The following is a 19,909-nucleotide window of genomic DNA, read 5'->3' as shown; positions in this document are numbered from 1 at the left end:
TCGGGCCGGACAGTGCCAGGATCGGCCTCATGAGCCACCCCCGCGCCGGGCATCCTGCGACGGCGGCCGACCTGGTCGACGTCGCGAAGCTGGTCACCGCCTACTTCACCGTCCACCCTGACCCGGACGACCCGGGGCAACGGGTCGCCTTCGGCACCTCCGGGCACCGCGGCTCCGCTTTCACCGCGAGTTTCAACGAGGACCACATCCTCGCGACGAGCCAGGCCATCTGCGACTACCGCGCGACGCAGGGCATCACCGGGCCACTGTTCCTGGGCGCGGACACCCACGCCTTGTCCGAGCCGGCGACGGTGAGTGCCCAGGAGGTGTTCCTCGCCAACGACGTCGAGGTCCTCGTCGACGCCCGAGGCGGCTACACGCCGACCCCGTCGGTGTCCCGGGCGATCCTCGAGGCCAACGCCGCGGGTGCTCGGGCGGACGGCGTGTGCGTGACGCCGTCGCACAATCCCCCGCCCGACGGCGGGTTCAAGTACAACCCACCGGACGGCGGCCCGGCGGGCACGGAGATCACCGGGTGGATCCAGGACCGCGCCAACTCTCTGCTGCGTGCCGGGCTCCACGGGGTCCGCCGGGTCTCCCTCGCCCGCGTCGCGCCCAAGACCTACGACTTCCTCGACGCCTACGTCGGCTCGCTGGGCGCCGTCGTCGACCTGGACGCGATCCGCGAGGCGGGCGTACGCATCGGAGCCGACCCCCTCGGTGGCGCGAGCGTCGCGTACTGGGGGGCGATCGGCGAGCGTTACGACCTCGACCTCACCGTCGTCAACCCGGAGGTGGACCCCACCTTCCGCTTCATGACCCTCGACTGGGACGGCAAGATCCGGATGGACTGCTCGTCGCCGTCGGCCATGGCGAGCCTGATCGCCAAGCAGGCCGACTACGACATCGCGACGGGCAACGACACCGACGCCGACCGCCACGGCATTGTCACGCCGGATGGCGGGCTGATGAACCCCAACCACTACCTCGCGGTCGCCATCGACTACCTGTACGCGCGCCGCGACGGCTGGCCCGCGGAGGCGGCGGTCGGCAAGACCCTCGTGAGCTCCTCGATGATCGACCGAGTCACCGAGGGCCTCGGCCGGACCCTGCTCGAGGTCCCGGTCGGCTTCAAGTGGTTCGTGCCGGGCCTGCTCGACGGGTCGGTCGCCTTCGGCGGCGAGGAGTCGGCGGGGGCGAGCTTCCTCCAACGTTCCGGGTCGGTGTGGACCACCGACAAGGACGGCATCATCTTGTGCCTGCTCGCCTCGGAGATGACCGCGGTCACCGGTGAGTCACCGTCGGCGCGCTACCGCGAGCTGACGCGTAAGTACGGCGATCCGGCGTACGCGCGCATCGACTCCCCGGCGACCCGCGAGCAGAAGGTGCTCCTCTCCCAGCTGTCGCCGGAGCAGGTGAGCGTCACCGAGCTGGCCGGGGAGCCGATCACGGCGCGGCTCACCACCGCGCCGGGCAACGGCGCGGCACTGGGCGGGCTGAAGGTCTGCACGCGCAACGCCTGGTTCGCGGCTCGGCCGTCGGGCACCGAGGACGTCTACAAGCTCTACGCCGAGTCCTTCCTCGGTCCGCAGCACCTGGCCCGGGTTCAGGAGGAGGCAAAGGCGATCGTGGCCGCAGCGCTGGCCGATTGACGGTGTCAGGTACGACGCTGCGGGCGTCAAGGTCGCGTAGAGAACGGCCTCGGGGCGTTGACCTCCGGCGGCTGCCGTAGACCATCGGAAGGGTGCAGACCCGCTGGCCCCTTCGCGACCGGATCGCCCTGCTCGGCGCCCTCCTCGGGCCGTTGCTGGTCACCGCCGCCCTCGTTCCGTTCCGTGGGCACGTGGCGAACACCAATGCCGCTCTCGTCCTGGTTCTCGTCGTGGTCGCGGTGGCGGCCAACGGCAACCGGGTCGCCGGGGTGGTCGCGGCGATCTCCTCGGGTGTGTGGTTCGACGTGCTTCTCACCAAGCCCTATGGCCACCTCACGATCACCAATCGCGCCGACGTGTGGACCACGGTGCTGCTGCTCGCGGTGGGAGTCGCCGTCACCGAGATCGCCTGGTGGGGACGCAAGTCCTATGCACGCGCGGAGCGCGACGCGGCGTACCTGGCCGGCATCAGGGCGGCCGCCGAAGCCGCGACGTCGGGAACCTCGGCCTCGGCCGTGCTCACCCAGGTCGGGTCTGAGCTGACCAGGGTGCTCGGCCTGTCCGAGTGTCGCTTCGAGCGTGGGGTTGCCGGTGTCGGATCCCCGGTCAGACTGCGACCCGACGCGGAGCTGGAGTGGCACGGCCGGCTGCTCCCCGACGACGCTGCCCCGCTCCCGGTCGACGAGGTCGAGCTGGTGGTGGAGCGCGGAGGTGCCCTGCGCGGCCGCTACCTCATGCGAGCGCGCAGCGGGAGCCACCCGTCACGCGAGCAGCGAGAGGTCGCGGTCGCCCTCGCGAACCAGGTGGCGGCGATCCTCTCCTAGGCTGACGGGCCGTGGCGAAGATCAGGCGCATCAACCCGCCCGGGCTGCACCGGACCCCCGGCTACGCGCACGTGACGATCGCCGAGGGGAACCGTCGCGCCTACCTTGCGGGCCAGTGCCCCCTCGATGCCGACGGCAACCTCGTTGGCCGCGACGACCTGGACGCCCAGGTCGACCAGGTCGTGGCGAACTGCCTGGCGGCGCTCGCGTCCGTCGGCGCCCGAGCCGACCAGGTCGTGCGCAGCGTCATCTACGTCCAGTCGTGGGACCGCGGCGACCTCGCGCAGGCCTGGGACCGGCTCACTCGCTCCGCGCTCGCCCCGGCCTTCAGCACCGCGAGCACGCTGCTCGGGGTCAGTCAGCTCGGCTACGCCGGACAGCTCGTCGAAGTCGAGCTCACAGCGCTGCTCGACTCCTTCTTCTGAGCGGTTCGTCAGCGTCCGGTTGGAGCCGTGGGCTCCCTGGTCACTCGATCGAGTGGCCCTTCGGGCAACGTTCATCGATCCGCCGTTGACCCCCGGCGGCAGCGGGCTTACGTTCGCCGAGACATCAGGTCTTCTCGGCTGGGGGCGGCCATGGGACGTCGGCGCATCCTCGTAGTGGGTGGAGCGAGCATCCTCGCGGCAGGCGGCTTGCTGGTCCCGCAAGCCGCGCAGGCGCGTTCGGTGTCGACCGGGGCGCCGGCCAGGCCGTCGGGTGCGGGTTCGTCCACCTCGGCGACGCGGACCCGGGTGGCGAGCGTCGCCCCGGGTGTGTGGCAGAAGTTCTCCAGCGGCACGGTGAGCTCGTTCGTCAACGTCGGGCTGCTCCGTACCGCCGACGGGCACCTGCACGCGGTCTGGGTCACCACGAACAAGTTCGACGACGAAGACATCCGGTCCACGACTTTCGCGCTGTCGGGCGGCATCCTCCACAACGGTGCCGCGATCAGCCACTGGTTCGGCCTGGGTGATGCCCTCTCCCTCGTGCCCGACGGTACCGGCCTCCGGGTGGTCTTCGACGGTGGACAGGACGGCAACAACAAGAACCCCTTCTCGATCGGGACCGTCTACACCGCGACCAGCACCAACGGGAACTCCTGGACCCTGGTCAACGGCTCCCTCTCCAGCCACACCGCCTTCAACCAGTACGACGCCGCGACGACCGAGAAGGACGGCACGCCAGTCGCCTCGCAGGGGCTGAACAACACGCTGTACTTCCACGTGGGCGTCGATCCCTCGATCCCTGCGAAGACGCTCGACTCGACCTTCACCCACGGGTCGGCCTACGACCTCGAGAACAACGCCCTCGTGCGCAACTCGGACGGCACGATCTACGAGGCGTGGTACGAGGGGTCCAACACCCAGCCGGGCTACTGGATCCGGCAGATCCTGACCCCGCAAGGCACCCCGAAGCTGGGTACGCCGATGCTCGCCCCGCACTCCAAGGACACCAACCTGCCCGACAACGAGCCGCACGGTCCGATCGGGCTGGCCGCCCGGACCGGTGGGGGTGTCTACCTGGCCTACTGCGTTCCGACCAAGGCGCTGGCCTGCGCCCACATCGACCTGTGGAAGGTCGGCAGCTCGACCGCCAAGGTGGTCCCCGGGTCCTCCGGGCACGACGTGCGGCACGTCAGCCTCAGCGCCGGGCCGAAGGGCCGGCTCGTGGTGGCGTGGTTCGACAACACCAAGGACGTCATCGACGTCGTGCGGACCAACACGAGCGCGACGGGCTTCGGGGTCGTGCGCACCGTCAAGAACCCGATCAAGCAGTCCGACTTCGCCAACTTCGACGGGTTGTTCTCGGAGTCGTCGTCGGGCCGCATCGACCTGGTTGCGGCTGTGCAGCAGGGCTCCAACGGAGCGCCGGTCAACCTCTACCACACGCAGGTGCTCGAGGGGCTGACGATCAAGGCGTCCCCGACCAAGGTGAGCCACGCCAAGTCCACGGCGGTCACCTTCACCGTCACCGACGCCGGTCAGGCGGTCTCCGGTGCGACGGTGACCTTCCTCGGGCACAAGGCCCACACGAACAGCCACGGCGTTGCGAAGATCACCGTGGCCAAGGGGCACGCCAAGGGCACCGTGACCGCGACCGCATCCAAGTCCCTGTACTACAAGGGCGTCTGCTCGGTGAAGATCACCTGAGGAGACGTCGGGGCGACCCCTGGCTAGCCTGCTAGCCCGCGAGCAGCACGCCCAGGACGACGGCCGTGATCGCGGTCAGGCCACTGATCGCGCCCCACACGGCGATCTGGGTGCGGCCGCTCACCTTGGTGTGCACGTAGGCGGAGACACCGGACAGCACGACGACAGCCATCTTGAGGCCGAGCACCGCTCGATAGCTGCTGGTCGTGTCCGACGGCTGGACGGCCACGTTCCAGAAGCCGGTCAGCACGAGCACGGCGAAGGCCGGCCACGCGATGCGGTTGAACGCCCGCGCGGCCGCCTGGGCAGCCTCCGGAGTGCGGCGCAGGACGGGCACCAGCGCGGCCAGAGTGATCTGACCGCCCACCCAGATGGTCGCCCCGAGCACGTGCAACGACAGGCGGACGGTGTCGGCGAAGGACGCGAGCATCCCAGGAGTCTCCCTGATGGGCCGACTGGCGCCGGACGCAGGGGCGCCTCTCACATCCGCGGGATGCGCCACCCGTCGACCGGCCCGCCCTGAGCGGGCGGCGGATCTCCGTCGCGCAGCGGGGGAAGGCCACCCACGAAGCGGTCCACGTCCGCCACCGGCGTGAGGGCGAACGGGTCGGATCGCAGGCTCCTCCCCAGGACGGCGGAGTCGACCGGTGCTCCCGCGGCGATGACGACGTTCCCGTGCCTTCGGCGCCGGACGACCGAGGCGTGCGCGAGCACCGTGACCTCGCCCGCGAAGACCTCCCGGACGGTCCGTACCGCGCGCCGGGCGAAGGTCAGCGGAGGCGCGTCCGCGAGGTTGACGACGTAGGTCCCGCCGGGACGCAGGACGCGGGCCACCTCGCGGACGTACTCGGTGGTGGTGAGCTCGAAGGGCACCCGACCCTCCTCGAAGGCGTCGAGGACCACGAGGTCCGCACTCGCGTCAGGCCGGGAGGCCAGGGCCTCGCGCCCGCCCTGGCCCCGTACCCGGATGCCGCTTCGTCTCGGCAGCGGCAGCACGCGGCGCACCTCGGCGGTGACCTCCGTGTCGGGCTCCAGCACGAGCTGGATCGAGCCCGGTCGGGTCGCGGCCAGCCACCGGGGCAGCGTCAGGCCCCCTCCGCCGACGTGCACCGCGGACAGGGGCCGCGGTCGTGGGAGGGCGAGGTCGACGAGGCCGGCGATGGCGCGGACGTAGTCGAAGTCGAGGTACGCCGGGTCGGTCGGGTCGACGTAGGACTGCGGGACGCCGTCGACGAGCAGCAACCAGCCGCTCGGGCGGTCGACGTCGCGCAGCAGCTCGACGCGTTCCACGGCCCCAGTGTGGGGCCGGGATCAGCCGGTGGAGCCGAGCAGCAGGGACACCGCGGCCGTGACGGCGGCGGCGATCCCACCGACTGGCGGCTGGGACCCGCTCCCCGCGGACGCGGGTGGCGTTGGAGCCGGCGGGGAGCCGGACGCGCCTGGGACGGGGCTCGCCGAGGCGGCGGCGACGGACGACGCGGGCGATGGGGACGTCTCGGCGCCGGAGGACGCCAGGTGCGCGATGAGCGCGAGGGCGGGGAAGGGCGGCGGGCCGTACCGCTTCGGCCATAGGAGGGCCGGTGCCGTGGTGACGGCGTGACGGTGGGCCTTGCGGGCCGTTCGGTGGGCGCGCGCGGCGGTCGTCGACGCCGCGGTCGCCGACGCGGTGGCGTGATGGGTTGCGGTGGTCCGCTTCGTCGCCTTCGAGGACGCGTGGCGGGTGGGCTTCGCCTTCGCCTTCGCCTTCGCCTTCGGCGACGGTGATGGCTTCGGCGTCGGGGCGTGGTGATGCTTCGGTGTCGAGGCACTGCCCGCTGGCTCGCGGAAGACCTCGGACACCCAGACGACGCCGTTCTTCACGACCACGCCGACGCCGATCTGGGTGAAGTCGGAGTCGAGGATGTTGGCGCGGTGCGGGGGTGAGTGCATGAAGGCGTTGTGGATGCTCTGGACGTCGGGACCGTAGCCGACGTTCTCGCCCACCTTCTGCCAGTTCTTCACCTCGCTGGCCAGGTTCGGGTTGTGGAAGAGCTGTCCCTTGTCGGCCATCCGCTGGGCCTGCCGCTGCGCGATCGATGCCAGGTCGCCGGCGCTCGCGAGGGCGTGCACCCCGTTCGCGGAGCGAGCCCCGTTGGTCAGGGAGACGAACTGTCCGGGGCTGGCGCCGGCTCGTACGCCGGCTGCCGGTGCGAGTGCCCCGATCACCACGGCGGCGCCGACGACGGCGGCCAGCGCTCCTGCCCAGCGCTTCGGCCGCCGTCGTCGACCCCCGTCAGACCGCGTCCGGACAGGCACGTCGAGCGTGGTGTCGGGCACGGCCATGTCAGGGTTGTCGGTGCCCACGGCCGCGACCGGCTACACCGATCGGGTGAACTCCGCCGTCACGTCACCCGGCTGCCTACGCTGGGTGGGTGCCGGAGCTGCCCGAGGTCGAGGCCCTCGCCGCCTTCCTGCGCGAGCGGACCGCGGGGCGGGTCGTCGCCCGTGTCGACGTGGCGGCGATCAGCGTCCTCAAGACCTACGACCCGCCGCCGAGCGCCCTCGCCGGGCTCGAGGTCACCGATGTGGGCCGGCACGGCAAGTTCCTCGACCTCGACGTCGACGGCCTGCACCTGGTCATCCACCTCGCCCGCGCCGGGTGGCTTCGCTGGCGTGAGGAGCTGCCGCGCACTCCGGTCGGCCCCGGGCGCGGACCGCTGGCCCTGCGGGTGCACCTCGACGACGGCTCCGGTTTCGACGTCACGGAGCAGGGGACCCAGAAGAAGCTCGCGGTCTACGTCGTGCACGACGTCGGGCAGGTGGAGGGCATCGCCCGGCTAGGCCCCGACCCGCTCTCGCCCGGCTTCACGTCGGAGGTGTTCGACGAGATCGTCACCGAGCACGCGCGTACCCAGCTCAAGGGCCTGCTGCGTGACCAGTCCGTCATCGCCGGCGTCGGGAACGCCTACAGCGACGAGATCCTGCACGTCGCGCGCATGTCGCCGTTCAAGCTCGCGGGGACGCTGGATCCCGACGAGCGGGAGGCCCTTCGGGTCGCCGTCGTATCGACGCTGGAGGACGCCGTAGTGCGCTCCCGAGGCCTCGCCGCGGCCGACCTCAAGGGCGAGAAGAAGGTCGGGATGCGCGTCCACGGGCGTACCGGGCTGCCCTGCCCGGTCTGCGGGGACACCGTCCGCGAGGTGAGCTTCGCGGACTCCTCGCTGCAGTACTGCCCCACCTGCCAGACCGGGGGCAAGCCACTCGCGGACCGGCGGCTGTCCCGGCTGCTGCGCTGACCCGGCCCGACGGCATGATGGGCGCTCGTGGCCTCCGACGCGCCCCACCGGGTCCGGGTCGTCGCTCATCGGGGAGCGTCGGCCGAGGCCCCCGAGCACACCCTGGCGGCGTACCGGCGCGCGCTCGAGGCGGGTGCCGACGGCCTCGAGTGCGACGTACGGCTGACCGCCGACGGCCATCTCGTCTGCGTGCACGACCGTACGGTGGACCGGACGAGCGACGGCCGCGGCGTGGTCTCGACCCTCGAGCTCGCCCAGCTCGACGAGCTCGATTTCGGCGCCTGGCGGGACGGCTTCGAGCCGCCCGCCGATCCGGCGTACGCGGACCGGCGGCGGGTGCTCACGCTGGAACGTCTGCTCGAGCTGGTGGCCGACGCAGGGCGCCCCGTGGAGGTCGCGATCGAGACCAAGCACCCGACCCGCTATGCCGGTCTCGTCGAGCGCCGCGTGGTCGAGGTCCTCGACCGCTTCGGGTGGGCTCATCCGCGGCTCGGCAACCCGAGCCCGGTCCGGGTCATGTCCTTCTCGTGGCTGTCGCTGCGTCGGATGCGTTCGCTGGCCCCGAGCGTCGCGGTCGTCTATCTCATGGAACGGGTGCCGTTGCGCCTTCGCGACGGGACGCTGCCCGCCGGGGTGCGGATCGCCGGCCCGTCGATCGACGTCGTCCGCGCCCACCCGCACTATGTCGAACGGGCACGCTCGCATGGCAACGAGGTCCACGTGTGGACCGTCGACGACCCCGACGACGTCCGGCGCTGCCTCGACCTCGGCGTCGACGCGATCATCACGAACCGGCCGGCCGACGTGCTGCGCGAGCTCGCAGCGAGGTGAGAACGGCGGCGCCGAGGGTCTCCGAGGATGCGCGCTAGCCTGCCTCGTCATGAGCAAGCGTCGAGCCCCCGCTCCTCGGCCGACCGTGGGCGAGACCGTGGGCGTCCCGGCCGTGGGGGCGCGCGAGCCCTGCCCCTGCGGCTCCGGGCGCCGGTACAAGGCCTGCCACGGACGCGACCTCGCGCACGCCGACCAGCACCTCGTCGAGCGCCCGTTCGAGGGGCTGCCCGGAGAGACCGACTGGGTGGCGCTGCGCGAGATCGTTCCGGCGGCGACCGCACCGCTTCACCTGGCCGGGGACCTCGCCGGACGAACCGCCACCCTGTCGACCGTGCTGCCGCTGGCGTGGCCCGCCATGGTGCGCACCGACGGTCAGGTGTTCGTGGGCCTGCAGGTGCACAGCGGGTCGGGGGACGTGAGCCGAGACGTCGCGGCCGCGCTGCTGCGCGCGCTGGACGCCGAGCCCGGGACACCGATCGCGCCGCAGGGGCTGCCCGGGCCGGGACCGCGTCTGCAGGACGTCCTCGACCTCGGGGCGGCGCTGCTCGTCGAGGTCCGCGGCGGCTTCGACTTCTGGCTCGAGGGAATGCCCACGGAGGACGCTGAGGGCGGGCGGTCGGTCGATGCCGAGACCCGCGCGTCGATGGACCGGGCCAACGCGGCCGTCGTGCCGACCGAGCGGCTCACGTCGGTCGAGGCGGCGTACCTGGCCCGGATGGCCGAGCGCAGCCACCTGCGCTGGGTCCTGCCCGATCCGGAGGAGGCCCTCCTGGACGCCCTGGCCAGGCTCAAGGTGGCCGGCGGGCTGGACCTCGGTCCGGACGGCCGCTACGTCGGCGCGTTCCGCGCCCACGGGCTCGTGGTGCCGGTGTGGGACCTGCCCGCGCAGACCTACGCCGAGGCGGTGGAGCAGCCCGCGCTCGACTGGCGGGCCCGCCTCGACGACGCGCTGGCCGCCGCAGGCCCGCTCACCGACGAGCAGCGCCGCGCACGTGGCGGCCTGGTCAGCCGCCAGCTCACCCTCCGCTGACCCCCCGCCCCCTTTTCGACTGAACGCGGCATTCCTCCAATAGGACCGACTGAACGCCGCGTTCAGTCAGAAGAACGGGGGCCGGTAGCGTGTGGGCGGCCCTCCCCGATCGAAGGTGTGCTCGCGTGTCCCTCGACCCCAACGTGGTGCAGTACCTCGCGCTGGCCGGGGCGGTGGCGGGCGGGCTCGCGCTGATCCTCGCGGTGGCCCTGGGGGTACGTCTTCGGCGGATGCGCCGCGCCTACACCGTCCTGCAGGGGGAGGACGGCAAGACCTCCTTCGTCGACGCGGTGGCCCGCAAGACCCAGGAGGTGGACGCCCTGCGGGCCGACGTCGCCTCGGTGCAGGCCCGGCTGGACCAGGTCGACGCGGGCCTTGCCGACGCGATCAGTCACATCGCCGTGGTGCGCTACGACGCGTTCAGCGACATGGGCGGGCGCCTCTCCTTCTCCGTGGCGCTGCTCGACGACCAGGGCGACGGCCTGGTCCTGACCTCGATCAACGGTCGCTCGGAGACCCGGACTTACGCGAAGGGCGTCAAGGCCGGCACGAGCGAGGCCTCGCTGTCCCCGGAGGAGGAGCAGGTTGTCGGCTGGGCGATGCGCGACGCCCGGCGGAACCGGACATGAGCGGGGGCCGGGCGTGACGACGTACGGCTACCTGGGTCCGGAGGGGACCTTCGCCGAGGCCGCGCTGCTGGCCTCCCTGGGCGTGACCGAGGAGGCGGCCGGCCCGCCGGAAGGCGTCGAGCTGCGGCCGTACGCCGGCGTCGCCGCAGCCATCGCCGCCGTCCGCTCCGGCGAGGTCGCCGCCTCCATGGTGCCCGTCGAGAACTCCGTCGAAGGGGCCGTGGCGCAGACCCTCGACGAGCTGGCCACCGGGCAGCCGCTGACCGTCGTCGGCGAGGCGGTCCTGCCCGTCACCTTCGCGCTGCTCGCCCGGCCGGGAACCACCCTCGGGGATGTACGGCGGGTGGGGACCCACCCGCACGCCGAGGCGCAGACCCGCCGCTGGTTCGCCGAGCACCTGCCGGGGGTCGCGGTGGTGCCGACGACGTCGACGGCAGCCGCCGCAGCGGCGCTCGCCGACGGCACGGCGCAGTGGGACGGCGCGGTGAGCGCGCCGTTCGCGGCGAGCGTGTACGGCCTCGCGGTGCTCGCCGAGGGGGTCGGCGACAACCCGTCGGCGGAGACCCGCTTCGTGCTCGTGTCGGGGCCGGCCGCGCCGCCCGCGGCCACCGGCGCGGACAAGACCTCGCTCGTGCTCTACATCGGCCAGGACCACCCCGGTGCGCTGATGGAGATCCTCACCGAGTTCGCGGTGCGCGGCATCAACCTCACCCGTATCGAGTCACGCCCCACCGGCGGGGGGATCGGCGACTACTTCTTCAGCATCGACTGTGAGGGCCACGTCGACGACGCGCGGGTCGGCGAGGCCTTGATGGGCCTGCGCCGGGTCTGCGCCGAGGTGCGTTTCCTCGGCTCCTTCCCCCGCGTGGACGGGGTACGCCCGATCCTGCGCCGTGGTGTGTCCGACGAGGAGTACCGCGACGCCCAGGCCTGGCTCGCCCGGGTACGCGAGGGCCGCCCCTGACCTTCGGGCCGGCCCGGAGCGCCGCGGTGTCGGTCACACCCGGCTCAAGGACACGGTGGACGGCGTCGATGCCCAAAGGTCACGTCAAGCACGCCGCGAAGGGGGCCTTGTGCGCCGGCGTCGGTCGAGCCTCATCGTCACCTTCTCGGCGGTGAGCCTGCTGGCCATGGTCGTGCTCGGGGTCGGCCTGGTCGTCGCCTGTACGTCGCTGCTGCGCGAGCAGGCGCTGAACGACGGCGCGCGGACGGCGGAGACGTACGTGCGGCTCAAGCTCGACGCGGACCGAAGCGTCCTCAACGCCTTCCGGGGCGACCACCAGCTCGCCTACGACGACCCGGGGCTGGTCGCCCTGGCCGAGCAGATGGGGCTGCAGCCAGACGCGAACCCGAAGCAGGGACTGCAGGCCGGTCCGGGTCAGCCGCTGCTGGGCCTTCGGCTGTGGAACGACAGCGGCGAGCTGCTCTGGGACACCCGGACGGCGGCCGCGGGCTTCGCCGACACCGCCCGGCTCGACCAGGTCCTGAACGACGACCGGTCGGCGGCGGCGGTGACCCACGAGCTCACGGTTGGCGCGGCGAGCAGGCCCGCCGCCCCGCTCGGCAGCGGTGGAGCCGCCGGGGCCTCACCGGGCATTACCGACGCGCCGGTCACGACCCAGGAGATCCACAACCGGGCGGTCCTCGACGTCTACGTCCCCGTCACCGACGCGACCGGCCAGCGGGTCGGGGTGGCCGAGGTGGAGCTGGACTACCGGGCCACCGAGGCCGCCCTCGTCCACTCCGTCCGCATCGTCGCCCTCGTCGTCGTGGCCGGTCTGGCCCTGCTGTGGCTGCTGCTGTTCCGGACCGTCTGGAACGCCAGCCGTACCCTGCGACGGCAGGCGGCGGAGACGGCGCGGCTGGCCCTGCTGGACCCGTTGACCGGGCTGCCGAACCGGCGGCTGCTCAACGAGCGGCTCGAGCGGGCCGCGGCCGCGAGCGCGCGCAGCGGCGACTCGGTGGGGCTGATCCTCCTCGACATCGACCGGTTCAAGGAGGTCAACGACACCCTCGGGCACCCTCGGGGTGACGCGCTGCTCGTCGAGGTCGCCCGGCGCCTCAAGGAGGTGGTCCGCGACACCGACACGGTCGCCCGGCTCGGCGGCGACGAGTTCGCGATCCTGCTGCCGGCCACCCACGGCGTCGCTGAGACCGCGGCGATCGCCGGGCGCGTCCAGGACGTCTTCTCCCAGCCGTTCGACCTCGACGGGCTCGTGCTCCACGTCGACACCTCCGTCGGGTACGCCGCCCTGCCCGAGCACGCCGCCGACATCACCTCGCTGCTGCAGCGGGCCGACGTCGCGATGTACACCGCCAAGTCCATGCGAGCCGGGCCGGAGGTGTACACGCCGGCCGGCGACCTCAACAGCCCCAACCGGCTGGTGCTGCTGGGTGACCTGCGTCGAGCCCTCGACGACAACGACCAGCTGTGCATGTACTACCAGCCCAAGGTGGACCTGGCGACCGGCCGCGTGTGCGGGCTCGAGGCGCTCCTGCGGTGGCGGCACCCGCTGCGCGGCCTCGTGCCGCCGGGGGAGTTCATCCCGCTCGCCGAGCAGACGGGTCTGGTCGCCTCGCTCACGCAGCGGGTGCTGCGCCTGGTCGCGGAGCAGGTCGCCGCGTGGGCCGCCGAGGGCCAGACGCTGCCGGTCGCGGTCAACCTCTCCGCGCGCAACCTGGCCGAGACCGACCTCGCCGTGTTCGTCCGCGACCTGCTCGTCGAGTACCGGCTCGATGCCAGGATGCTGGAGTTCGAGATCACCGAGTCGGCGATCGTGGAGGACCCCGAGCGGGCCCGGGACATGCTCCTGCGGCTCACCGCGCTCGGGATCGACGTCGCCGTCGACGACTTCGGGATCGGCAACACGTCGATGAGCCAGCTGCGCTCGATGCCGCTGTCGACGCTCAAGATCGACCGGTCCTTCGTCGCCGACCTCGCGCGTGACGAGGGCGGCGCGGTCCTGGTCAAGGCCATCATCGACCTCGCCCACGAGTTCAACCTGGTCGCCGTCGCCGAGGGGGTGGAGGAGCCGGCCGTGACCGAGCGGCTGCGCAGCCTGGGCTGCGACGTGGGCCAGGGCTTCCTGTGGTCGCGCGCCGTCTCGGCGAGCGAGCTGCCGGCGGTGCTCGAGCTGATCGACCAGCGGGCGGCCCCCCAGCGTCGGCAGCGGGCGAAGGGCTCGTCGGTACGCTCGGGGGCGTGATCGACCTCCGCCTCCTGCGCGAGAGCCCGGACACGCTACGAGCGTCGCAGCGCGCCCGCGGCGAGCCGGTGGAGCTCGTCGACGAGCTGGTCGCGGCGGACGAGGCCCGGCGTCGGGCGGGTACGGCGTACGACGCGCTGCGCGCCGAGCAGCGGACCCTCGGTCGCCAGGTCGCCCAGGCCTCGGGCGAGGAGAAGCAGGCGCTGCTCGAGCAGGCCCAGCGGCTGGCCGCTGACGTCCGGTCGGCCGAGGCGGAGCGCGAGGCCGCCGACGCGCGCGCCGACCAGCTGCTCCGTGCGCTGTCCAACGTGGTCGACCCGGCGGCGCCGGTCGGCGGCGAGGAGGACTACACCGTCCTGACCCACGTGGGGACGCCGCGCGACTTCGCCGCGGAGGGCTTCGAGCCGCGCGACCACCTGGAGCTCGGCGAGCTGCTCGGTGCCATCGACACCGACCGGGGGGCGAAGGTGTCGGGGGCGCGCTTCTACTACCTCACCGGGGTCGGTGCGCTGCTTCAGCTGGGGATGCTCCAGCTGGCCATGACCCAGGCCGTGTCGGCCGGCTTCGTCCCGGTCATCACCCCGGTCCTGGTCAAGCCGGAGGCGATGGAGGGCACCGGGTTCCTGGCCCAGGCCGCAGAGAACGTCTACCGGCTGCCGGAGGAGGACCTCTACCTCGTCGGGACCTCGGAGGTGCCGCTGGCGGCGTACCACATGGGCGAGATCCTGGACGCCGACTCGCTGCCGCTGCGCTACGCGGGGTGGTCGTCGTGCTTTCGTCGCGAGGCGGGCTCCTACGGCAAGGACACCCGCGGGATCATCCGCGTGCACCAGTTCGACAAGGTGGAGATGTTCGCGTTCACCCGGGTCGAGGACGCTGCCGAGGAGCACCAGAGGCTGCTCGCCTGGGAGCAGGAGATGCTCGCCAAGGTCGAGGTGCCCTACCGGGTGATCGACGTGGCGACCGGTGACCTGGGCTCCAGCGCGGCGCGCAAGTTCGACTGCGAGGGCTGGGTGCCAAGCCAGGGGCGCTACCGCGAGCTGACGTCGACGTCGAACTGCACGACGTTCCAGGCGCGCCGCCTGGACGTACGGACGCGTGGGGCGGACGGCCGCACGGCCCCGGTCGCCACGCTGAACGGCACCCTGGCCACGACCCGTTGGCTGGTCGCCATCCTGGAGAACCACCAGCTGGCGGACGGCTCGGTGCGGGTCCCGGAGGCGTTGCGGCCGTACGTCGGGGGCCGCGAGGTCCTCACGCCGTCGTGAGCCCCGCGGCGGGTGCCGACCTGCCGGTGGGGCTGCTGCCCGGGTGGCGCCCCGCGCTGGTCGCGCTCGACATCGACGGCACGGCGGTACGGGCTGAGACCGACGAGGTGTCACCGGCCGTCGTCGAGGCAGTGGCGCGGGCCCGCGCTGAGGGCGCCCACGTGGTCCTCGCGACCGGGCGAGGCGTGCTCGGGGTCCGCGACGTCGCGGTCCAGCTGGGGCTCGGCGACCAGCCGGCCGTGTGCAGCAACGGCGCCGTGACGGCGGTACCCGAACGCCTGGAGGTGCTGCACGCGGTGACCTTCGACTGCGGCCCCGCCGTACGGATCATCCAGCAGTCCCTGCCCGAGGCGATCGTCGCGGTGGAGCGCCCGGGGCTGGGCTACGCGGTCACCCGGCCGTTCCCGCCGGACGAGGTCAGCGGGGAGCAGCTCGTGCTCCCGGTGGAGGAGATCGTCGCCAGGCCGGTGTCCCGGATGGTGGTGCGCTGGCCGGGGGCCGAGCTGGAGGAGTTCGTCGCGCGGGTGGAGGCGGCCGGGCTGCACGGGGTCAACTACGCGATCGGCTACTCCGCCTGGCTCGACGTCATGCCCCCGGGGGTCTCCAAGGCGTCGGCCCTGGAGGTCCTGCGCGAGGAGCTCGGCGTGCCGGGCGGGCGTACGGCTGCCTTCGGGGACGGGCGCAACGACCTGGAGATGATCGCCTGGGCCGCCCACGGCGTGGCCATGGGTGAGGCCGTCCTCGAGGTCCAGGACGCCGCCGACGAGGTCACCCTGAGCGCCCACGACGACGGCGTCGCCCACGTGCTCACCCGCTGGTTCCCGCCAGCCTGACCCGCGCTCCCCCGTTCCGTCCCCTCTGCCCCCTCCGCCCCCTCCGCCCCCGTCTTCTCCGCCCCCTCCGCCCCGTCTTCTCCGCGCCGTCCTCTCCGACTGAACGCGGCATTGCTGCGGACCTATTGGATGAACGCCGCGTTCATTCGAAAGGTCCGGGGGAGGTCAGAGACCGAGGGTGGCGGCGTGGGCACGGGCTTGGTCGAGGTGCAGGGTGGCGATCTCCTCGGAGCGGGTGGCCTCGCGCTCGTGACGGATGGCGGCGTCCTCCTCGGCGCGGGCCAGCTCGGCCTCGTCCTGGGCGGCCTGCAGGCGCTCCTCGGCCAGCCCGGCGCGCAGGTGGGCGGAGGCCAGGACCTCGCGGGCCTGTACGCGCTGCGCCACCGCCTGCTCCAGCTCGCGCTCGGCGTCGGACACGGCCCGGCTGGCGCGGGCCCGGTCCTCCGCGCTCGACGCCGAGGAGCCGGCGGGAGGTGGGACGAGGCTGACCACGTTCGCCCCGGAGGCGCTCGGCCCGGAGCCGGCGAGTGCCGGGCCAGACGTGCCAGCGCCGGTCGGGGACTTCTCTGGTCGGGCAGGTGCCGGGCCAGACTCGCCAGCGCCGACGGGGCCAGCGCCGACGGGGTCAGCGCCGGTCGGGGACGCCCCGGCATACCCGGGGGCGACACTCAGCCGACCGGCGAGCAGCGCGGCCGCGGTGCCGGCATCGGTGAGAGCGGCGTCGAGCGCGGTGGTGACCTGGTCCAGCTGCGGACGGCTCAACGTCTGCCCGGCCTCCGCTGCCAGCTCGGCGGCATGGGCGGCGACAGCGCGGACGAGCTGGTGACGCTGGCGGCCCAGCGCGCGAAGGTCCGCTCCGGCCAAGGCCTCGTGCGCCCTGCGCAGCTGCGCGCCGAGGCCGACCAGCTGCTCGACCGACTCGCGGTCTGCCCGGACCAGGTGGTTGAGCGCCCACGCGGCGACCGTGGGCTTGCGCAGCGCCCTGATCGAGGCCGCGGTCGAACGGTCGGGAGCGGCCCGGGCCAGCGCGTCGCGCGCGGTCAGGAACGCGTCGGGCGGTAGCGCGTACAGGCCGTCGGCGACCTCCGTGAGATCCACCGCCGGCCGCGCTCAGCCGACGGCGGGGACGCTCGCGAGCGCGGCGGCGAAGCGGGCGTCGGGTACGTCCTCGTCGGTCATCGCGCCCGACAGGTACGCCTCGTACGCCGACAGGTCAAAGTGGCCGTGCCCGCACAGCGCGGTGAGGATGACCTTCTCCTCCCCGGACTCCTTGCACGCCAACGCCTCCCGGATGCAGGCGGCGATGGCGTGCGTCGGCTCGGGCGCGGGGAGGATCCCCTCCGTCCGCGCGAACTGCACGCCCGCCGCGAAGCACTCGCTCTGCGGCACGGCGATCGCCTCCATGAGTCCCAGCTCGTAGATGTGCGAGATGAGCGGTGACATGCCGTGGTAGCGCAGGCCTCCGGCGTGGATCGGGTCCGGTACGAAGTCGTGGCCGAGGGTGTGCATCTTGAGCAGCGGCGTCATGCCCGCCGTGTCACCGAAGTCGTAGGCGTAGGCGCCACGGGTCAGCGACGGGCACGACGCCGGCTCGACGGCGCGGATGGTGGGGTTCATCCGGCCGGCGAGCTTCTCGCGCAGGAACGGGAAGGACAGACCGGCGAAGTTGGACCCGCCGCCGGTGCAGCCGACCAGCAGGTCCGGCGACTCCCCGACCTTGGCGAACTGGCGAAGCGCCTCCTCGCCGATGATCGTCTGGTGGAGGAGGACGTGGTTGAGCACGCTGCCGAGGGCGTAGCGCGTCTCTGGCTCGGACGCCGCCACCTCGACCGCTTCCGAGATCGCGATCCCGAGCGATCCCGGATGCCGCGGGCTCTCGGCGAGGATGGCCCGGCCCGCGGCGGTGAGGTCCGACGGTGAGCGGTGCACGGTAGCGCCGAAGACCTCCATCATGAGGCGCCGGTACGGCTTCTGGTCATAGCTCGCGCCGACCTGCCAGACCTCGCACTCGATCCCGAAGAGTGCGCACGCGAAGGCCAGGGCGGTTCCCCACTGGCCCGCGCCGGTTTCGGTCGTGATCTTCCGGACGCCCGCCTTGGCGTTGTAGAAGGCCTGAGGGACCGCGGTGTTCGGCTTGTGCGAGCCGGCCGGCGAGACCCCCTCGTACTTGTAGTAGATCCGCGCCGGGGTGCCGAGCGCTCGCTCGAGGCGGTGGGCGCGGTAGAGCGGGGAGGGCCGCCACTGCCGATAGACGTCGAGGACCTCGTCGGGGATGTCGACGTAGGACTCGCCGGTCACCTCCTGGAGGATGAGGTCCATCGGGAACAGCGGCGCGAGGTCGTCTGGTCCGACCGGCTGCAGGGTCCCCGGGTGCAGCGGCGGCGGTGGCGGTGCCGGCAGGTCGGGGATGACGTTGTACCAACGCGTCGGCATCTCCGACTCGTCGAGGGTGATCTTGTGCTGGTCGGCCATGCCTGGCAACGTACCCGCGCCGTTCGACACGTGTCAGACGTTCCGCACGCCGACCTGGGCGAAGCGCCGTACGGCCGCCGGCCGGTGGGTCCACCGACCGCCCCCGGGCGGTCAGAGGTACTGGCCGGGGCGCCCGGTGCCGTCCTCGTCCTGGGGTGGCACCGACCCGGGCGGCAGCGCCCGCCGGCGCATCTCCTCCAGCTGCGCCCGGGCGGCCATCTGTTGGGCGAAGAGCGCAGTCTGGATGCCGTGGAAGAGCCCCTCGAGCCACCCGACGAGCTGGGCCTGGGCGACGCGCAGCTCGCTGTCCGACGGCACGGCGTCCTGGGAGAACGGCAGCGCGAGGCGGTCGAGCTCCTCACGCAGCTCCGGGGACAGGCCGTCCTCCAGCTCGATCACCGAGCGCCGGTGGATGTCACGGAGCCGGGTCCTCGCGGCCTCGTCCAGCGGGGCCGCGCGCACCTCGTCGAGCAGCTGTTTGATCATGCTGCCGATGCGCATGACCTTCGCCGGCTGCTCGATCACGTCGGTGATCGGGTTGCCCTCCGGCTCGGGCGGGGGCTCGCCCCCCTCGGGTTGCGGGACCAGGATGCCCGAAGGGCCGGGGACGAGCCGGGAGACCGGTTGCCCACCGGGGCCGACGATGATGACCTCCTGGTCCTCGGGCGGCTCGCTCATGGGGACATCCAACCCCTTCCGCCCGACCCGGGGGCGCGGGGTCCCGGGAAATGCCGTGCGCGACGCCGGTCCGCGCGCGATGCTCGGCTGCTGTGACCGAGCTGCGCCCCCTCCGCCTCCCCGAGGACCTCGAGCCCTTGTGGCGGATCGCGTTCGAGGCCGAGCAGGCCGTGCACCCCGACCTCGTGACCACCCACGAGGAGGTCCGCACGCTGCTGGAGGGCCCCGGCGTGGACATGCGGGAGGGCGTACGGGTCGCCGTGGACGACCGTGGTGAGGTCGTCGGTTTCGTGGCCACCGAGGTCGACCCGCCGGGACGCGAGGTTCGGGTCGACGCCTACGCCCGCCCCGGTTCGCCGACCGACCTCCTGGCGCTGCTGCTGGAGCACGGCGTGCGGTACGCCCGCGGGGTCGCGGTCGCTCGCTCGGCAGAGCCCGGATGGGTCTGCCTGGGCGGCGCCTACGTCGACGACGCGGCGTACGTCGCCGCGCTCGGTGCCGCTGGGCTGGCCCCCGTCCGGCGCTTCCACCGGATGCACCTGGACCTGCGGACCGCGCGCCCGCAGGCCCCGGTGCTGCCCGAGGGCACGACGATCACGGTCGTCGGCCCCGACGAGGCCGCGCAGCGCGAGCTGCACGAGGTGCTGGAGGAGGCGTTCGAGGGGCACTGGCGCCACGTCCGGCACCCGTGGCCCGAGTGGATCGCGTGGGTGAGCAACCGGGGCTACGACCCGACCCAGTGGTGGTTGGCCCGCGTCGACGGCGTACCGGCGGGTGCCCTCCTCGGCGACGACACCCTGGCCGAGTCCGACACCGCCTACGTCAGCATGCTCGGCGTGCTGGCTCCGTACCGGGGCCGGGGCCTTGCCCGGGCGCTGCTCCTGACCGCCTTCGAGGAGGCGCGGCGGCGGGGCCGGATCGCCCTACGGCTCGGCGTGGACACCGAGAACGGCACCGGCGCCCCCGCGCTGTACGCCTCGGTCGGCATGTCCGCCGCGCAGACCGTCGAGGCCTACGAGCTCCCGCTGCCCTGACCCGCCGTCATGCGCTTCGCAGAACGGGACTGTCGAAACGCATGACAG

19 protein-coding genes are annotated in these 19,909 nt (G+C 72.8%); 13 read left to right on the top strand and 6 right to left on the bottom strand.

The genetic code is table 11. From position 1 onward, the window contains the following. Positions 1 to 29 precede the first annotated feature (29 nt). From pgm to VMI11_09415, 4 genes are all read left to right on the top strand, one after another. Entirely contained in the window at positions 30 to 1,652 is a 1,623-nt protein-coding gene (gene pgm / locus VMI11_09430; protein HTY72629.1) for a phosphoglucomutase (alpha-D-glucose-1,6-bisphosphate-dependent), read from the top strand. A gap of 92 nt (positions 1,653 to 1,744) precedes the next feature. After that, positions 1,745 to 2,476 (top strand): DUF4118 domain-containing protein, encoded by a 732-nt coding sequence (locus VMI11_09425; protein HTY72628.1) that lies wholly within the window; start codon positions 1,745 to 1,747, stop codon positions 2,474 to 2,476. An 11-nt stretch (positions 2,477 to 2,487) separates the two neighbouring features. Then, positions 2,488 to 2,901: a RidA family protein gene (locus tag VMI11_09420; GenBank protein HTY72627.1), complete on the top strand. Its 414-nt coding sequence runs from the start codon at positions 2,488 to 2,490 to the stop codon at positions 2,899 to 2,901. Between the two features lie 306 nt (positions 2,902 to 3,207). Next, positions 3,208 to 4,605 (top strand): hypothetical protein, encoded by a 1,398-nt coding sequence (locus tag VMI11_09415; protein HTY72626.1) that lies wholly within the window; start codon positions 3,208 to 3,210, stop codon positions 4,603 to 4,605. Between the two features lie 31 nt (positions 4,606 to 4,636). On the opposite strand, the gene VMI11_09410 is transcribed toward VMI11_09415, so the two are convergent. From VMI11_09410 to VMI11_09400, 3 genes are read right to left on the bottom strand one after another with little or no spacing between them, the layout of a single operon-like run. Beyond that, on the bottom strand, positions 4,637 to 5,035 hold the full coding sequence (locus VMI11_09410; protein HTY72625.1) for a hypothetical protein: 399 nt from the start codon (positions 5,033 to 5,035) through the stop codon (positions 4,637 to 4,639). A gap of 50 nt (positions 5,036 to 5,085) precedes the next feature. Continuing rightward, positions 5,086 to 5,895 (bottom strand): fused MFS/spermidine synthase, encoded by an 810-nt coding sequence (locus VMI11_09405; protein HTY72624.1) that lies wholly within the window; start codon positions 5,893 to 5,895, stop codon positions 5,086 to 5,088. Positions 5,896 to 5,916: 21 nt separating this feature from the next. Beyond that, positions 5,917 to 6,927: a CAP domain-containing protein gene (locus tag VMI11_09400; GenBank protein HTY72623.1), complete on the bottom strand. Its 1,011-nt coding sequence runs from the start codon at positions 6,925 to 6,927 to the stop codon at positions 5,917 to 5,919. Positions 6,928 to 7,016: 89 nt separating this feature from the next. On the opposite strand from VMI11_09400, the gene VMI11_09395 reads away from it, so the two are divergent. The 8 genes from VMI11_09395 (at position 7,017) to VMI11_09360 (ending at position 15,677) form a co-directional block, all read left to right on the top strand. Next, the gene (locus tag VMI11_09395) at positions 7,017 to 7,880 is read left to right on the top strand and encodes a DNA-formamidopyrimidine glycosylase family protein (protein HTY72622.1); all 864 of its coding nucleotides are present in this window, start codon (positions 7,017 to 7,019) and stop codon (positions 7,878 to 7,880) included. 27 nt (positions 7,881 to 7,907) lie between these two features. Further along, positions 7,908 to 8,711, top strand: coding sequence for a glycerophosphodiester phosphodiesterase (locus VMI11_09390; GenBank protein ID HTY72621.1), 804 nt, complete (start codon positions 7,908 to 7,910; stop codon positions 8,709 to 8,711). Between the two features lie 49 nt (positions 8,712 to 8,760). Then, positions 8,761 to 9,741 carry a DUF5926 family protein gene (locus VMI11_09385; protein HTY72620.1) on the top strand — a complete coding sequence of 327 codons (981 nt, stop codon included), beginning with the start codon at positions 8,761 to 8,763 and terminating at the stop codon, positions 9,739 to 9,741. 125 nt (positions 9,742 to 9,866) lie between these two features. Continuing rightward, the gene (locus VMI11_09380) at positions 9,867 to 10,370 is read left to right on the top strand and encodes a DUF4446 family protein (protein ID HTY72619.1); all 504 of its coding nucleotides are present in this window, start codon (positions 9,867 to 9,869) and stop codon (positions 10,368 to 10,370) included. A gap of 13 nt (positions 10,371 to 10,383) precedes the next feature. Then, on the top strand, positions 10,384 to 11,334 hold the full coding sequence (gene pheA / locus VMI11_09375) for a prephenate dehydratase (GenBank protein HTY72618.1): 951 nt from the start codon (positions 10,384 to 10,386) through the stop codon (positions 11,332 to 11,334). 109 nt (positions 11,335 to 11,443) lie between these two features. After that, positions 11,444 to 13,576 carry an EAL domain-containing protein gene (locus tag VMI11_09370; protein HTY72617.1) on the top strand — a complete coding sequence of 711 codons (2,133 nt, stop codon included), beginning with the start codon at positions 11,444 to 11,446 and terminating at the stop codon, positions 13,574 to 13,576. Beyond that, positions 13,573 to 14,844: a serine--tRNA ligase gene (gene serS / locus VMI11_09365; protein ID HTY72616.1), complete on the top strand. Its 1,272-nt coding sequence runs from the start codon at positions 13,573 to 13,575 to the stop codon at positions 14,842 to 14,844. The genes VMI11_09370 and serS overlap by 4 nt, the downstream gene beginning before the upstream one ends. Next, positions 14,841 to 15,677 (top strand): HAD family hydrolase, encoded by an 837-nt coding sequence (locus VMI11_09360; protein ID HTY72615.1) that lies wholly within the window; start codon positions 14,841 to 14,843, stop codon positions 15,675 to 15,677. Before serS ends, VMI11_09360 begins: the two co-directional genes overlap by 4 nt. A gap of 165 nt (positions 15,678 to 15,842) precedes the next feature. Here the strand turns inward: VMI11_09360 and VMI11_09355 are convergent, their stop codons facing one another. The 3 genes from VMI11_09355 to VMI11_09345 all read right to left on the bottom strand — a co-directional run bounded on the left by VMI11_09355 (position 15,843) and on the right by VMI11_09345 (position 18,827). Then, the gene (locus VMI11_09355) at positions 15,843 to 16,775 is read right to left on the bottom strand and encodes a hypothetical protein (protein HTY72614.1); all 933 of its coding nucleotides are present in this window, start codon (positions 16,773 to 16,775) and stop codon (positions 15,843 to 15,845) included. Positions 16,776 to 16,787: 12 nt separating this feature from the next. Continuing rightward, entirely contained in the window at positions 16,788 to 18,149 is a 1,362-nt protein-coding gene (locus VMI11_09350) for a TrpB-like pyridoxal phosphate-dependent enzyme (GenBank protein HTY72613.1), read from the bottom strand. Positions 18,150 to 18,260: 111 nt separating this feature from the next. Continuing rightward, positions 18,261 to 18,827 (bottom strand): bacterial proteasome activator family protein, encoded by a 567-nt coding sequence (locus VMI11_09345; protein ID HTY72612.1) that lies wholly within the window; start codon positions 18,825 to 18,827, stop codon positions 18,261 to 18,263. Between the two features lie 92 nt (positions 18,828 to 18,919). Here VMI11_09345 and VMI11_09340 point away from each other — a divergent pair, with 92 nt between their 5' ends. Then, positions 18,920 to 19,861: a GNAT family N-acetyltransferase gene (locus VMI11_09340; GenBank protein ID HTY72611.1), complete on the top strand. Its 942-nt coding sequence runs from the start codon at positions 18,920 to 18,922 to the stop codon at positions 19,859 to 19,861. Positions 19,862 to 19,909: the final 48 nt, after the last annotated feature.

The sequence above is a fragment of the Actinomycetes bacterium genome, assembly GCA_035506535.1.
In the GTDB taxonomy this organism is placed as follows: Bacteria; Actinomycetota; Actinomycetes; order DATJPE01; family DATJPE01; genus DATJPE01.
This window is presented reverse-complemented; position numbering and strand designations above follow the sequence as displayed.